Source organism: Deinococcus aerophilus (assembly GCF_014647075.1).
Classification (GTDB): Bacteria; Deinococcota; Deinococci; order Deinococcales; family Deinococcaceae; genus Deinococcus; species Deinococcus aerophilus.
This window is the reverse complement of record NZ_BMOM01000014.1, coordinates 52,750-64,064: the sequence shown is the minus strand read 5'-3', so window position 1 is coordinate 64,064 and position 11,315 is coordinate 52,750. Positions and strand designations below refer to the sequence as shown.

At 69.5% G+C, this 11,315-nt stretch carries 11 protein-coding genes and 1 tRNA gene; 6 read left to right on the top strand and 6 right to left on the bottom strand.

Translation table 11 applies throughout. The features are described 5' to 3' along the window. Positions 1-5: 5 nt before the first annotated feature. The gene (gene sufC / locus IEY21_RS10025; RefSeq protein WP_188903983.1) at positions 6-785 is read right to left on the bottom strand and encodes a Fe-S cluster assembly ATPase SufC; all 780 of its coding nucleotides are present in this window, start codon (positions 783-785) and stop codon (positions 6-8) included. 232 nt (positions 786-1,017) lie between these two features. Here sufC and IEY21_RS10020 point away from each other — a divergent pair, with 232 nt between their 5' ends. Next, positions 1,018-2,163 (top strand): prepilin peptidase, encoded by a 1,146-nt coding sequence (locus tag IEY21_RS10020; RefSeq protein WP_188903981.1) that lies wholly within the window; start codon positions 1,018-1,020, stop codon positions 2,161-2,163. Positions 2,164-2,254: 91 nt separating this feature from the next. Here IEY21_RS10020 and IEY21_RS10015 read toward each other — a convergent pair. Continuing rightward, positions 2,255-2,331 (bottom strand) — tRNA-Arg (locus IEY21_RS10015). 206 nt (positions 2,332-2,537) lie between these two features. Between IEY21_RS10015 and IEY21_RS10010 the strand changes: the two genes are divergently transcribed. The 5 genes from IEY21_RS10010 (at position 2,538) to IEY21_RS09990 (ending at position 8,519) form a co-directional block, all read left to right on the top strand. Further along, complete coding sequence (locus tag IEY21_RS10010; RefSeq protein ID WP_188903979.1) at positions 2,538-3,272, top strand: roadblock/LC7 domain-containing protein; 735 nt, start codon at positions 2,538-2,540, stop codon at positions 3,270-3,272. Continuing rightward, positions 3,269-4,936, top strand: a complete 1,668-nt coding sequence (locus IEY21_RS10005) for a hypothetical protein (RefSeq protein WP_229753019.1) — start codon at positions 3,269-3,271, stop codon at positions 4,934-4,936. Before IEY21_RS10010 ends, IEY21_RS10005 begins: the two co-directional genes overlap by 4 nt. Further along, complete coding sequence (locus IEY21_RS10000; protein ID WP_188903977.1) at positions 4,936-6,747, top strand: coiled-coil domain-containing protein; 1,812 nt, start codon at positions 4,936-4,938, stop codon at positions 6,745-6,747. Before IEY21_RS10005 ends, IEY21_RS10000 begins: the two co-directional genes overlap by 1 nt. A gap of 42 nt (positions 6,748-6,789) precedes the next feature. After that, positions 6,790-7,248, top strand: a complete 459-nt coding sequence (gene tsaE / locus IEY21_RS09995) for a tRNA (adenosine(37)-N6)-threonylcarbamoyltransferase complex ATPase subunit type 1 TsaE (protein WP_188903975.1) — start codon at positions 6,790-6,792, stop codon at positions 7,246-7,248. Between the two features lie 86 nt (positions 7,249-7,334). Further along, positions 7,335-8,519, top strand: coding sequence for an acetate kinase (locus IEY21_RS09990; protein ID WP_188903973.1), 1,185 nt, complete (start codon positions 7,335-7,337; stop codon positions 8,517-8,519). Positions 8,520-8,584: 65 nt separating this feature from the next. Here IEY21_RS09990 and parB read toward each other — a convergent pair whose 3' ends face one another. From parB to IEY21_RS09970, 4 genes are all read right to left on the bottom strand, one after another. Then, positions 8,585-9,454: a ParB/RepB/Spo0J family partition protein ParB gene (gene parB, locus IEY21_RS09985; protein WP_188903971.1), complete on the bottom strand. Its 870-nt coding sequence runs from the start codon at positions 9,452-9,454 to the stop codon at positions 8,585-8,587. Then, positions 9,438-10,187: a ParA family protein gene (locus tag IEY21_RS09980; RefSeq protein WP_188903969.1), complete on the bottom strand. Its 750-nt coding sequence runs from the start codon at positions 10,185-10,187 to the stop codon at positions 9,438-9,440. Before IEY21_RS09980 ends, parB begins: the two co-directional genes overlap by 17 nt. Before the next feature lie 61 nt (positions 10,188-10,248). Continuing rightward, the gene (gene rsmG, locus IEY21_RS09975) at positions 10,249-10,983 is read right to left on the bottom strand and encodes a 16S rRNA (guanine(527)-N(7))-methyltransferase RsmG (protein WP_188903967.1); all 735 of its coding nucleotides are present in this window, start codon (positions 10,981-10,983) and stop codon (positions 10,249-10,251) included. Continuing rightward, positions 10,980-11,300: a hypothetical protein gene (locus IEY21_RS09970; RefSeq protein WP_188903965.1), complete on the bottom strand. Its 321-nt coding sequence runs from the start codon at positions 11,298-11,300 to the stop codon at positions 10,980-10,982. Before IEY21_RS09970 ends, rsmG begins: the two co-directional genes overlap by 4 nt. Positions 11,301-11,315: the final 15 nt, after the last annotated feature.

The window sequence follows — 11,315 nt, the reverse complement described above, 5'->3', positions numbered from 1 at the left end:
CCGACTTACGCCAGCGCCAGTTCCTTGACCCAGTCGTAGCCTTCGGTATCCAGCTTCTGGGCCAGTTCGGGGCCGCCGCTCTGCACGACCTTGCCGTCCACGATGATGTGGACCCGGTCCGGCACGATGTAGTCCAGCAGGCGCTGGTAGTGGGTGATGATCAGGCCGCCGAGGTTCTCGCCGCGCATGGAGTTCACGCCCTTGGAGACGATCTTCAGGGCGTCGACGTCCAGACCGCTGTCGGTTTCGTCCATGATGATGTAGTTGGGCTCCAGCATCAGCATCTGCAAAATCTCGTTGCGCTTCTTCTCACCGCCCGAGAAACCCGCGTTCAGGTAGCGCTCGACGATGCTCTCGTCCCACTCCAGGGTCTTCAGGGCACTCTGGAGCTTGCCGTAGAACTCGGTGAAGCTGACCTCTTCGCCCTCGGCCTTGCGGGCCTGCATGGCCAGGCGCAGGAAGTTGGCGATGGTCACGCCGGGAATCTCGACCGGGTACTGGAATGCCAGGAACACGCCCAGGCGCGCGCGCTCGTCGGGTTCCATTTCCAGGATGTTCTGGCCGTCCACAAGAACCTCGCCCTCGGTGACGGTGTACTCGGGATCGCCCACGATGACCTTGGCCAGCGTGCTCTTGCCGTTGCCGTTCGGGCCCATCACGGCGTGCAGTTCGCCGCGCGGAATGGTCAGGTTGATGCCCTTGAGGATGGGCAGGTCGCCCACGGAGGCGTGCAGGTTGCGAATCTCGATCTGGTGGGGCTGGCTGGACGGATCTGCTGTGGTCATGTGACTCCTTGTGATGGCACTTCTATTTGAGAATGATTCCTACTTACCTGCCCATTTTACCCATTCCGGGAGCTAAAGTCGAGCGGATTGGTGTGGATTCCTGGACACCCTCCCTGACGGTGTTCGGCGCGGTTCGGGGTATCTGGGGCCGCGGTTTGCGGGCTCAGGAAGCCTCCGGAGCCGCAGGCGCGCAGAGGCAAATTTGTAAGGAAGGGACGCTTAGACTCCGCACGTGAGTCTCGACCTGTTGCTGGTGGTGTTCGCCGGGGTGTTCGGCCTGCTGGTGGGCTCGTTCTCGAATGTGCTGATCTGGCGGCTGCCCCGCGGCGAGAACATCGCCTTTCCGCCCAGTCACTGCCCCGGCTGTGACCACCGGCTGGGGGCCACCGATCTGGTGCCCCTGTTCTCCTGGCTGTCGCTGGGCGGAAAATGCCGCTACTGCCGCGCCCCCATCAAGTCCCGGTATCCGGTGGTGGAAGCCCTGACTGGCCTGGGCTACGCCACCATCGCGGCGCTGTTTCCCCTCACCGTGTACGGAGCGGGCGCGCTGGGCCTGATGGTGCTGTTCACGCTGCTGCTGGTGGGCAGCGCCATTGACCTCGACACCTACACCATTCCCGATGAGCTCACGCTGCCCGGCGTGGCGCTGGGACTGCTGTTCGGGGTGCTGAACACCCGTGCCGGCGTGAGCGGTCTGCCCGACCTTGCGGCCTCCGTGAACGGAGCGCTGCTCGGAGCCGGACTGCTGGTCGCCATCAACCAATACGGCTCGTGGGTGCTGCGGCGCCTGCGCGAGCGGGAGTATCCCGAGTACCCCATCGGCTTTCAGCAGATCAGCCTGGGCCTGCTTGCCGGAGCGTGGCTGGGTCCGTGGTGGGGTGCGGGAGTGGGCCTGCTCTCGGCAGGAGCCAACCTGCTCGCGCGCCGGGTGGTGCGCGTGCCCGAGCTGCTGACCCTGGGCGGCCTGCTCCTGAGCGTCGTCATCGGCAGCGCCGGCATCGGCCCCGGCCTGATTCTGATGGTGCAGGGATCGCTGGCGGCGGCGGGCGCCGTCTCGCTGGTCGCGGGTCTGTACTGGTGGTGGAGGCACCGGCCCGGCACCGAGGCCGACGCGGCAGACGAACCCTACGACGCCAGCGCCATGGGATTCGGCGACGTGAAGCTGGCCGCCGTGATCGGGGCCTTCCTGGGCTGGGAGCGCCTGCTGGTGGCGCTGGTGATCGCCGTGTTCGCCGGAGCCGTGCTGGGCGTGGTGGGGCTCGCCCTGCGGCGCGAGAACCGCGTCAAGTTCGGCCCTTACCTGGCGCTGGGCGCCGTGGTGGCACTGATCTGGGGCGGCAGCATCGTGGCCGGGTACCGGCAGTTGCTGGGTATGTAAGGGCAGGCCAGTCCCGGCCCGGTTCCACCGCTGCAACATCAAACAGCAGAACCTCCCAGCCGGATGGTGGGAGGTTCTGCTGTTCTGTATGTGGTGCACTCGACTGGATTCGAACCAGTGGCCTGCCCCTTAGGAGGGGGCCGCTCTATCCAACTGAGCTACGAGTGCAGGTTCAGGGGCGCAGGCGCAGTCCGCGTCCGCGGTGGGCAAGCGCGTGCGCCGGAGAGTATAGCAAGCAGCGCACAGGAGCCAGGTGGCCCGTACCGTGGGCCAGACCGCTCCGGTGGAACACGGGCGGGCCGGCGGCGGCCTGAACGCCCCAGCGTGAGACAAAAGTGTAAGTGGCCCCCGGCTAACCTCGCTTGAGGTTACCGATGACCAACGCTGTGTACACCATGACTGTCCGCGCCCTGTCGGGCGTTGTCTCGGCGCGGGCGGCAGAGACCATGCTGCAGGCGCTGCTGCGCGAGAACCACCTGAGCCCGGACACCCTGACGGCCCAGGACATGCAGCGGGTGCTGTCCGGGCCGCTGCTGACGCGGCTCTCGGCGGTCCTGCCGCAGGCGCGCGCACGCCAGGAACTGCTGTCTCTGGCGCGGCAACTGGAGACGCAGTACCCCAAGGCCCCCACCCTGTTCACCGGGGCGCTGCCCCAGGCGGCCTGGGACGAGGGTACCGAACTGTCCGACGCCGGCTGGGACGAACCGGAGCTGGGGGTAGACGACTTCGAATTTGACGACCCCGACTATGGCCACGCCCCGGGCCGCCGCTACGACCTGACGCACGCCGCCGGGCAGGAAGAACTGCTGCGTGATCTGGCGCGGCTCTCGGGGGTCCAGGGCGTGATGCTGTGCCGCGCTAACGGCGAGGTGCTGCTGGCCCGGAGCCTGCAGGAAGCCTCGGGAATGGGGGGCGTGGTCGCCGCGACGGCCATGCTGTTCCGGGGACGCACCCTGCGGCTGATGTCGGCCGACCTGGGAGCACGGACGGTGTGTATGCGCCCGCTGGGCGGGTACTGTGTGGCAGTGGTGGTGGGAACGCCGGCAGGAGCACAGGCCAATGTGGGCCGGCTGCTGGTGGAATTGCAGGGCCTAGAGGTGGCGGCATGATCCGTTCAAGTGTTCACAGACTGATGCTGCTCGGCGCCCTGGGCCTGGGCATGACGGCCCCCTCCGCACAGGCCCAGAGCCTGGAGGCCTACAGCGCCCTGGCCGCCAGCCTGGACGCGGCGGTTCGGGCGCGGGCGAACTCGGCAGGAGCGGCGCTGGCGCAGCTCGACGCGGCGCAGGCCGCCTTCACCCGGCTGGAGCCGACGCTGCGCAACCGTCAGCTCACCACCGGCCTGCGCGGAGCGCTGGAAGGAGCGCGCGGCGCACTGGCCCGCACGCCCGCCGAACTGGAAGCGCAGGTGCTGCTCGCCCGCGGCCTGATGCGCCGCGCGCTGTACGACCAGACCCTCGCGGGTCTGTCGGGGGGCACGCCAGAGGGAACCCCGACCCAGCTGGGGCTGCTCGCCCGCGAATTCGGACTGAGCAACGAGGCCACCACGGCCCTGAAGGCCGACAGCGCGGGCGGGCAGTTGCCCCGGGTCGCGTGGCGCCTGCAACGCGCAGCGGTCCAGAAGGTCTCGGCGGCGCTGGCTGCCAGCCGGCCCGAACAGACGCCCGCCTCCTATCTGAACCTGGCCCGCGCCACGGGCTGGTTCACGGTGGTGCAGGACGCCGCGTCCGGCGGGGGCCTGAAGGTTTCGCAGTTCGGCGACGCGCTGCGGCAGCTCACCGGCGGAGACACCGCGGCGCTGAACACTTCGCTGACCACCCTGAGGCAGGGCACCCAGACGCTGGCCAGTTCGCTGGCCTCGGCCCCGGCTTCCACCAGCGCCCCCGCTCCGGCCACCCATGCAACGGGTGAAGCCGCCGCGAGCACGGCGCCGGGAGCGACGCCTCCCACCATTCCCGCCGCTCCCTCCCCGGTGACTCCGGCCGCCACATCTCCGCAAAATCAGGTGACCCCGCCGGCACCACCCCCAGCGGCTTCTCCGGCTGTGGCTCCCTCCACCGGCACAGACCGGACGGCCGCCGTGTACTCCGCGCTGGGCCGGGCCCTCTCGGCCGCCGGTCACGGCGACCCGGTGGGAGCGCGCGGACAGCTGACGCAGGCCCAGTCCGCCCTGGCCAGGGTGCCGGCGGCGCTGCGCACGGCCCAGGGCTACGACGCGCTGGTTGCCGACGTGAACGCGGCCCAGACCCGCAGCCCCCTGCGGCCCGGAGACGTGCAGGCGCTGATCGGTGGCCTGAGCAACCTGGAACGCCGCGCTGCGGGCGAGGAGATCAGTGCGCTGGACCGCGCCTCGCTGGGCGTTTCACGCACCTTCAGCGGCTGGCTGCGCGTGCTCGTCTTTGCCCTGCTGGCCGGACTGTGCGCCGTTCCCCTGTACCTGCTGAACCTGGCCTTCGGCGGGCGCAATCCGTACTGGCGGGCCATTGCGGTGGGGCTGGCCCTGCTGCTGATGCCGGTGTTCCTGGAGGGGCTGTTCGGCCTGCTGGGTGCCATCGGCGACGTGGCCGGGGTGGGGGCGCTGCGCGGTGCCAGCAACCTCACATTGACCCAGGGCACCTACGCCCTGCCGGTGTGGGCGCTGCTCTCGGCGCTGGCCATCGGACTGAGCGCCTACGGCTTCCGCGGACTGTGCCAGCAGTTCGGCCTTCTGGGCCGCCGCGCCGATCCGGCCATTCCCGCCAGCCAGAGCCTCGACTGGGATGAGGACCTGTGATGGCAGCCTCCGGCCTGCACCGGCTGCCCGTTCAGATGCTGGGAGATCTGGTCTCGCCGCGCGCGCTGGAACGCATCCTGCAGGACGCCGCCGGGGCCCGCGGCACCACCCCCGCCCAGCTGGACGCCGCCGCCCTGGAGGACATCCTCAAACGTGAGGTGTTCAAGCGGCTGCAGCTCAGCGTGCCCGCCCCCCTGGCCAAGCGCCGGGTGTCGGAGGTGCTCGACGAGCTGCTCAAGACCAGCCAGGAGCGCCCGGCCGCCAGCACGGTCGAGCATTCGCTGCTGCCCCTGGAGGACAGCGCCCGCCGGTTCTCGCTGTATTTCGACTGGCCCGAGACCCAGCGCCTGCGCGGCATCCTGAGCGTTGCCCGCCAGGAGGAGGAAGAGGGGCGCGACATCGGGGCGCTGGTCCAGGAGGGACAGGAGCTCGTCGCGCAGATGGACCGCCGCCTGCAGGAGGGACTGGTCGCGCAGGCACAGGACCTTGCCGAGCTGCGCGCCGCCCTGACGCGGGTGCAGGGCATGGGCGGCCGCGAGGTGCGCCGCCTGGACGCCCTGGTTGTCCAGATTGACGAGGCCCAGCAGCAGGGCACGCTGCTGCCCGGAGAGGTCGAGCGCGCCCGTACCCTGACCTACGGCCTGCGCAAGCTGCTGGAATCCTCGGTGGTGCAGGGGATGCCGGGCAATCCGTCCCTGGATCCGGAAGCCCAGGCCCGGGTGCTCGCCCTGGAACAGGAACACATTCAGGGCGTCCTGAACGCGCTGGACCGCGAGTTCGCCTCGCTGCTGCAGGCCCGCGCCGACCTGCGCGACCGTCAGGCGGGACTGCGCGGCGAGGCCGCCGCCGGCCAGCTCACGACCGACGCGGTGGAAAGCTGGCGCGAGTCGCTGCGCATGGTGCGCGACACCGTCCTGACCGAGCAGCGTGCGCAGCTGACCAGTCTGGAACAGCAGCTCGCGGGCCTGGACGCCGGCGCCGACGTGCGCGTGGCCCTGGACGCCGCGCGGCACCTGCTGGACGGCGGCAACCTCGCCAATGACGAACTGCACGAGCTGCGTGGCACGCTGGACGCCCTCAAGCGCGGCGAGGGCGGTCTGGGCCTCCAGCGTGAACTGCGCGAAATCGAGCGCTCGGCCCGCGACATTCCCGGCGCCGCCGCCGAGCTGGCCCCCCTGCTGGACTGGGCGCAGACGCAGCTGGCTGCGGGCGCCGCCGTGGACCTCGACACCCTGTGGGCGGTGCTGGAACGCCGCAGGGGCGCCGCGGCCCAGGAGCGCGAGAGCTTCGATGCCCGCGCCGACCGCGTGGTGGCCGAGTATGACGCGGTCCGTGACCTCGCCGGAGAGACCATCCAGCGTCTGGGCCGCCTGGCCGATACCCTGCGCGCCCAGCGCCGGCTGGGGACGATGAGCCGCGCGGCCCAGGAGCGCTATGCCCAGACCCTGAGCGACGCCGAGGCCCTGCTGACCGAGGCCCAGGCCGAGCACCGCGCGGCGCAGGAAGTCACGGCCTCCTTCGGAAACGAAGCCCTGAATGGACTGCTCGACGTGTTCGAGCTCGGAGGCGAGGCCGAGGGAGCGTGGCCCGCCGCGCCGCAGACCATCGCCGGCACCGGTGTCCAGACCTGGACCCTCCAGGGAGGCCAGCTGTCCGGCGGCGAGCAGGAGCCGCTGCCTGCCCCTCTGCTGCAGCTGATTGCGCTGGCCGGGGACCTGAACCTCACCGAGCTGACGCTGAGCGGTCCCGGTGAGCGCTGGGAAGCCCGGCACGCGGCAGGGCGCTGGGAAATTACCCGTTCGCCCCGCTGAGCCGGGGGCAAGTTGGCGGGCCCTGCTCTAGCATGGGCGGTGATGACCCGCGCGCACACTCTGGCAGACCTCTTGCAGGTGGGAGAGGTCCGGCACCTGCAGGGCCCCGACGAACAACGCGCCCTGGGGGCCGCCCTGGTGCCCGCACTGTCGCCCGGCGCGGTGCTGTTCCTGGAAGGCGAGCTGGGCGCCGGCAAGACCACCCTGACCGGAGGGCTGATCGGTGCGCTGGGCTTTGACGGGCCCGTCACCAGCCCGACCTACGCCCTGATGCACGCCTACCCGACTCCGTCGGGCCGCGCGCTGCATGTGGACGCCTACCGCGTCCGCGATGTGCAGGAGCTGTATGAGATGGACCTGGAGGACCTGATCGCGGACAGCCGCCTGAGCGTGATCGAGTGGGGCGAGGGGCTGTACGCCGATTACCCGGACGCCCCGATTCTGCGCCTGGAACACGTTGAGGGCCTGGGCGAGGTGCGGCGGCTCACCCGGATGCGCTGATTTCCCAGGCACGCGGAACGCTGGACCTGAAAGAACGCTGGGCACCGGCAATCCCCAAGACCAGACGGGTCTGAAAGAATGCGGGCATGTGGATTCTGGTTCTCAACAGCGGCAGCAGCAGCCTGAAGTTCGCCGTGGTCAATCCGGGCAGCGGTGAGGTGCGGCTGTCGGGACTGGCCGAGCGGCTGGGCAGCGAGGCGGCCTCAATGCGGATGGACCGCGGTGGCGAGCGGCAGACGCATGCCCTCAAGGGAGGCAGCTACGCACAGGCGCTGGATCTGGTGCTGGCCGAGCTGGGCCGGCTGGGCCTGTGGGGTCAGCTGCGGGCGGTGGGCCACCGGGTCGTGCATGGGGGCGAGCGTTTCAGCGCCCCGGCACTCATCACGCCCGAGGTTCTGGAGGCCATCCGCACCTGTGTGCCGCTGGCTCCGCTGCACAACCCAGCCAACATCGCCGGCATCAAGGCGGCCATCCGCGCCTTTCCGGATCTGCCCCAGGTGGCTGTCTTCGACACGGCCTTCCACCAGACCATGCCCGAGGTCGCCTACCGCTATGCCGTGCCAGAGGCTTGGTATCGCCAGCACGGAGTTCGCCGCTACGGCTTTCATGGCACCAGCCACGCTTTTGTCGCGGCCGAGGCGGCGCAGCTGCTGGCCCGCCCATTGACGGAGCTGAAGCTGGTCACCGCCCATCTGGGCAACGGCTGCAGCGTCTGCGCCGTCCTGGGCGGGCGCAGCGTGGACAGCAGCATGGGCCTCACGCCGCTGGAGGGACTGGTGATGGGAACCCGCAGCGGCGACGTCGACCCGGGGCTGCACGACTACATCTCGCGTCAGGCGGGCCTGAGCCTGACTGAGGTCACGGCGGCCCTCAACCGGGAAAGCGGCCTGCTCGCCCTGTCGGGGCTGACGAACGACATGCGTGAGCTGGAAGAGGCGGCGGCACGCGGCCACGCCCAGGCGCAGCTGGCCATCGACATCTTCGTGAACCGGCTGGCCCGCTCCATTGCCGCCATGGCCGTATCGCTGGGTGGGCTCGACGGCGTGGTCTTTACCGGCGGTATCGGCGAGAACAGTGCCTCGGTGCGGGCCGCCACCCTGACACGGCTGAGGGTCCTTGGGTTTGCTGTGGATCAGGAAGCCAACGGGCGGGCAGTCCGCGGCCATCCCGGCATCATCACTGCGCCGGACAGCCCACCTGCGCTGGTCATCAACACCAACGAGGAGTGGATGATCGCGCGTGAGGCTCAAGGTCTGCTGAACAGCGATTGAGCGCTGGTCCCGTGTGACGGACCAGCGCTCCTCTCCTCCCCTGTTCTCCCCTGCCGCGCGGCGCTCTATTCCTCGGCCTCGAAGCCGAGCAGCCCCAGCAGTCGGTCAAGCTCCTCGCGCGAAGCGTAGGCGAGTTCCACGCGCCCCCGGTCCTCACCGGTAATGCGGACCCGGGTGCCGGTGCGGCGGCTCAGGTCCAGCTCCAGCTGGCGGTAGGTGCGCGGAGGATTGACCTTGATGGGCTGGGAGTCGGAGCCGGCCGGGCGGGCGCCGCGCCGCAGGGCCTCGGCTTCCCGGACGCTCAGTCCGCGTGCGGTGATCTGCTCCAGCGCCCAGGCCCGGTCGCCGTCCGGCTGGGCCAGGATCGCGCGGGCGTGCCCGGCGCTGATCTTGCCGGAATCCAGCGCACGCAGAGCGGCCTCGTTCAGCGTCAGCAGGCGCAGGGCGTTGGACACTGTGCTGCGGCCCTTGCCCACCGCCCGCGCCACTCCCTCCTGATTCAGTCCCTGATCCAGCAGCGTCTGGTAGGCGCGCGCCTCTTCCAGCGGTCCCAGGTCCTCGCGCTGCAGGTTTTCCACGATGGCGATTTCCAGCGCCTCACGGTCCCCCAGATCACGGATGATGACCGGCAACTCGGTGAGCCCTGCAAGCTGACTGGCCCGCCAGCGCCGCTCTCCCGCCACGATCTCAAAAGCCTCGCCGCGGGGCCGCACAAGCAGCGGCTGCAGCACGCCCTTCTCGCGGATGCTCTGGGCCAGTTCGGCCAGCGACTCGGGTTCGAAAACCTGGCGGGGCTGGTAGGCCGCCTGCACAATCCGCGTGATGTCCAGGGTCTGTGCGCCGCTGGTGGGCGTTCCCACCATTGCGGCCGCTTCACCCGCAGGCCGGGCGAGCAGGGCATCAAGCCCACGGCCCAGGCTAGTTTTTTTCGACACGGGCCATCACCTCCTCCGCCAGACGCTTGTAGGCCGCCGCACCGCTGGACAGCGGGGCAAAGGCGTTGATCGGTTTGGAGAAGCTGGGGGCCTCGGACAGCCGCACGTTGCGCGGAATCACTGACCAGAACACCAGATCTCCGAAGTGGCGCCTCACCATGGTTTCGACCTCCTGGGCCAGATTGGTGCGGCCGTCGAACATGGTGAGCACCACGCCGAGCACCTTCAGGCGCGGATTCAGGCCTCCCTGCACCCGCTCCACCGTTTCCATCAGGCCGGCCAAGCCTTCCAGCGCGTAGTACTCGGCCTGCAGTGGAATCAGCAGGGCGTCGGCGGCGGCCAGCACGTTGACGGTCAGCGGCCCCAGGCTGGGCGGAGCGTCCACCAGAACCAGATCGTAACCGTGGATGCTCGCCAGCAGGCGGCCCAGCGCGTCCGGGTCGTCGGCGAGTTCCACGCCCGCCCCGGCGAGGTCCGGCGTTGCGGGCAGCACGTCCAGCCCCGCCTGCTCGGTGGGCCGCGTGAACTCGGCGGCGCGGGCGGGCTCTCCCAGGGCCTCGTACAGGCCGTGTTCGGCGCCGCGCAGTCCCAGCCCGCTTGTCGCATTGCCCTGCGGGTCCATGTCGAGCAGCAGTACCCGCCGCCCGCCCGCCGCCAGATATGCCGCGAGGTTGATGGCGGTGGTGGTCTTGCCCACCCCCCCCTTCTGATTGACCAGACCAAGCACCTTCATTCCGGCCCCTCTCCGCCGCTCATCCGCGTCGCTTCCACTGGCCTGTTGTCATGTCGTGACCTCACTTCGTTTTCCAGAATAGCGGCTGGGCATTGGGAACGCCCTCGCGCCGGGGGTACTTCTCGGGGGTGGGCCGGAGCTTCTCGACCACCACCAGGGTCCGGGCGTCGCCCGACAGCGGCAGGCCAAACGGATCCACCACCTGCACCCGCCCCCCCAGCTCGCCGGCCGCACGCCGTCCAGCATTCAGTTCGTCTTCTCCTATCGGGCCTTTCTGGGCCACGAGCAGTCCGCCCTCACGTAGCAGCGGCAGGGCCAGCTCCACCAGAATGGGCAGGGCGGCCACGGCGCGGACCACCACCCGGTCATAGGCGGCGCGGTGTTCGGTCTGTCGTCCCAGGGTCTCGGCACGGCCCACTAGGGGCGTCACATGGTCCAGGCCCAGCGCCCGGGCCGTCTCCGCGACAAAGCCAATTTTCTTGCGGATGGAATCCACCGGCGTAAAACGCAGGTCGGGCCGCACCAGGGCCAGAGGCAGCGTAGGAAAGCCTGCTCCGGTTCCCAGATCCAGCACGCGGTTTGAGGCGGTGAAATACCCGCCGCGCAGACAGCTCAGGGAGTCCACAAAATGCTTGAGGACGATGTCCTCCTCCGATTTGAGGGCCGTCAGGTTGAAGCGGGCATTGCCCTGCTGCAGCAGTTCGAGCAGTTGACCAAACTGCGGCAGCTTGGCCTCCACGTCCACGCCAAGTTCATCTGCGCCCCGCCGTAGCAGGTCCAGGATCCGGGCGTTCACAGGCCGTACCGCAGCTTCATCTCGCTGTAGCGTTCGTAGACGTGGGCATCAATTTCCTGCAGGGGCAGGCGCTCCAGAATCGGCAGCAGGGTCTCGCGCAGCACCTCTCCGCGGGCCATCCACTGGTAATACCGCCGTCCCCCGTGTTCGTAGGGGCCATACAGCTTGGAACCGGGGCACAGCCGCAGCAGCGTCTCAAACAGCCGCAGGTGGCGGGTGTGCATGCGCAGGGTGACCTGTGGCTGTTTGCCGTCGCCGCCAAAGTGTCCCTCGCCGATCAAGATGCCCAGCAGCAGGCCTTCATCAAATGTCGCCAAAATCCTTGCCCTCCT

Bases quoted from the DNA above. Each gene is read 5' to 3' on its own strand.
- sufC (WP_188903983.1), bottom strand. From the start codon at position 785: ATGACCACAGCAGATCCGTCCAGCCAGCCCCACCAGATCGAGATTCGC.
- IEY21_RS10010 (WP_188903979.1), top strand. From the start codon at position 2,538: ATGACCAACGCTGTGTACACCATGACTGTCCGCGCCCTGTCGGGCGTT.
- IEY21_RS10005 (WP_229753019.1), top strand. From the start codon at position 3,269: ATGATCCGTTCAAGTGTTCACAGACTGATGCTGCTCGGCGCCCTGGGC.
- IEY21_RS10000 (WP_188903977.1), top strand. From the start codon at position 4,936: ATGGCAGCCTCCGGCCTGCACCGGCTGCCCGTTCAGATGCTGGGAGAT.
- tsaE (WP_188903975.1), top strand. From the start codon at position 6,790: ATGACCCGCGCGCACACTCTGGCAGACCTCTTGCAGGTGGGAGAGGTC.
- IEY21_RS09990 (WP_188903973.1), top strand. From the start codon at position 7,335: ATGTGGATTCTGGTTCTCAACAGCGGCAGCAGCAGCCTGAAGTTCGCC.
- IEY21_RS09980 (WP_188903969.1), bottom strand. From the start codon at position 10,187: ATGAAGGTGCTTGGTCTGGTCAATCAGAAGGGGGGGGTGGGCAAGACC.